The organism is Enterobacter sp. C6 (genome assembly GCF_008122455.1).
GTDB lineage: Bacteria > Pseudomonadota > Gammaproteobacteria > Enterobacterales > Enterobacteriaceae > Enterobacter > Enterobacter pseudoroggenkampii.
The window spans coordinates 1-2,800 of the sequence record NZ_QPFW01000064.1 but is presented as its reverse complement, the minus strand read 5'-3'; the positions used below and the strand labels follow the sequence as shown (position 1 = coordinate 2,800).

Here is a 2,800-nt window from a genome sequence, read left to right as displayed (position 1 = left end):
CCGACCGGCTGCCCGTTTTCATAAACGGTGACCGTGGCGTTGGCGGTCGCGGTGCCGTTCAGCGTCGGCGTGGTATCGTCGGTGCTCTGCCCGGAAGAGAGCGGGGTTTGAATGCTGCCCGCGTTGTCACCCGCGGTCGAAATGACCGGCGCCGACGGTACGCCCGTATCCACCGTCAGGTTAAACGGCGTCGTCGTGCTGCCGGTATTGCCTGCCACGTCGGTGGCGTTGAAGGTGATTGCGTGCGGCCCGTCGCCCAGATCGGTGCCCGGGGTGAAGGTCCAGTTGCCCTGGGCATTCACCACCGCCGTGCCAATTTCGCTGCCATCAACGATCACGTGCACTGTGGCACCCACGTCGCCCGTGCCGTTGAAGGTCGGACGCGCGTCGTTGGTCGTGTTGCCCGACGTGAGCGTCCCGGTGACGGGCGCGACATCGTCAATTACGCTGGTCACCACCGGTACGCCAGGGGCTGCGGTATCAACGGTAAAGGCAAAGACCGATGAGTTCGCCGAGGCGTTGCCTGCCGCATCCGTTGCATAGACGCGAAGGGCGTAGCTGCCGTCGCCCAGCGGCGCGGTCGGCGTAAAGGACCAGTTGCCGCCTCCGTCAACGGTTGCAGTACCAATCTGCGTGCCGTTATTCATGATGTGAATAGTGCTGCCCGCCTGCCCGGTACCGCTGATGGTTGGGGTGCTGTCGTTGGTCACCTGGCCGCTGGTGAGGTTGCCCGTGACGCCGCCAGGGACGTTGTCGTTTACCGTATCCAGCGTCGGAACCGTCGGTGCCGTCAGGTCAACCACCACGCTCCAGGGGGCTGAGACCGCGCTGACGTTGCCCTGCGGATCGGTCGCCCGAACGGTGAAGCTGTGCGAGCCTTCGCCGAGCGCGGTGTCAGGGGTAAACGTCCAGATACCTGTGTTGTCAGCCGTGACCACAGCAATCTGCGTGCCGCCGTCGAAAATGGTGACCACGCTGTTTGCGTCCGCTGTCCCTGTAAGGGTTGGCGTGGCGTCATTCGTTTCGCTGCCGCTGACCACCGTGGTGGCAGCGTTACCGACATTGTCCGTAACGTTGGTGATGACCGGCGTGGCGGAAACGGAGTCCACCACGACGGTGAAGCCTGCAGAAGGACCGCTCTGATTCCCCGCCGGGTCTGTCTCGCGGATGGTCAGGACGTTATTCCCCTCTGCCAGAGGGGGCGTGGTGTAGCTCCAGGTGCCGGTATTGCCGATCACCACGCTGTCCAGCAGCACGCCGTTGTTGTAGATGGAGATGGTATCGCCTGCTGCGCCGGTGCCGGTGAGGGTCGGCTGGTTGTCGTTGGTGGTCTGCCCGCTGGTCAGCGGACCGGTGCCTGGGCCGACGTCGTCAATTACGGCGCCGATTGTCGGCGTGCCCGGTGCGGTGAGGTCAACGGTAACGCTGGCCGCCGGAGAGCGGCCGCTGGTCAGGTTATTGAGGGTCGCGGTCACCTCAAAGGTGTGTAGCCCCTCGCCAAGCGCGGCTGGCGTATAGCTCCAGTTGCCGCTGCCGTCGGCAGTGACTGTCGTCAATGGCGTCGCGCTACCGTCCAGGTAGATAGCGATCTGGCTCCCCGCCTGAGCCGTACCGGTGAGGGTCGGGGTGGTGTCGTTGGTGGTTTTGTCTTTCACATCGCCCGTGATTGGGGCGACGTCATCGTTGATCGCCGTGATGACGGGCACCTGCGGCAGGTCGAGCGGTGAATCGGTAACGATAAAGGACGCGCCAGGGCTGGCATTTCCTGCGGCATCGGTAGCGCTTACGATCAGCGTGGTCGGATCCAGCTGCGCCGGGCTCAGCGCAATGGAGAAGCTGCCGTCGCTTGCGACAACGCCGGTACCAATGACGGTCCCACCGCTGTCTTTCACGGTAACGGTGGTTCCCGCTTCGGCATTACCGGTCAACGGGGTCCCCTCCTGTGCCAGGGACATGTTGGTCGGGTCGGCAGGTGCGGCGGTGTCCACCGTCACGCTCAGCGGCGTAGAGTTTCCGGAGGCGTTACCCGCAGGGTCGGTAGCAGAGACGGTGAAGGTGTGCGGGCCATCCAACAGCGTTGTGCCTGCCGTCCAGCTCCAGCTGCCGTCCGGCTGTATCGTGACCGGCACGCCCGACGGGGTACCGTCGATGGAGACGATAACGGTGGTGCCGGGTTCGCTGGTTCCGGTGAGGGTCGGCGTGCCGTCGCGGGTGTAGAGCACGTTGTTGGTGAGCTGGCTGTCTGAAACGGCATTAATTTGCGGAATCTCAGGCGCAGCGGTATCGAGCGTGACGGTAAAGACCGCACTCGGCGCGCTGACGTTGCCCGCCGCATCCACGCCCGCAACGGTAATGTTCAGCGGGCCGTCCGTTTGCACTGGAAGCGTCAGGCTCCATTCTCCGTTAGCGACCACGACACGGCCCAGTTCGACGCCGTTGTTGTAGACGATCACTGTCTCACCGTTAACGCCGGTTCCGCCCACTGTCGGCGTGGTATCCGTGATGTAGCCCCCGTTAGGCTCGCCGCCCACGGCGCCAATCACTGGCGTATCCGGCGCCACGGTATCTACGGTGATCGTAATCGCTGGCGACGGGTCAGAGACGTTGCCTGCCTCATCGGTGGCGGTGGCGGTATAGACGTGGCTGCCCTCCGCAATGTCGCTGCCAGGGCGCCAGCTCCAGTTGCCGTTGCTGTCTACCGTGACGGTGCCAACGATAGTCGGCGTGCCGCCGTTGACCGTGTCAGTGATGTTGATAACGTCGTTCGGCGTACCGGTGCCGCTCAGCACCGGGCGCGGAT

Annotated in this window: 1 protein-coding gene; it reads right to left on the bottom strand. The window is 64.2% G+C overall.

What is annotated here, in order from left to right:
- Window positions 1–2,800: Ig-like domain-containing protein (locus tag DOU50_RS00535; protein ID WP_194266104.1), on the bottom strand; the 2,800-nt coding region annotated here is incomplete at both ends.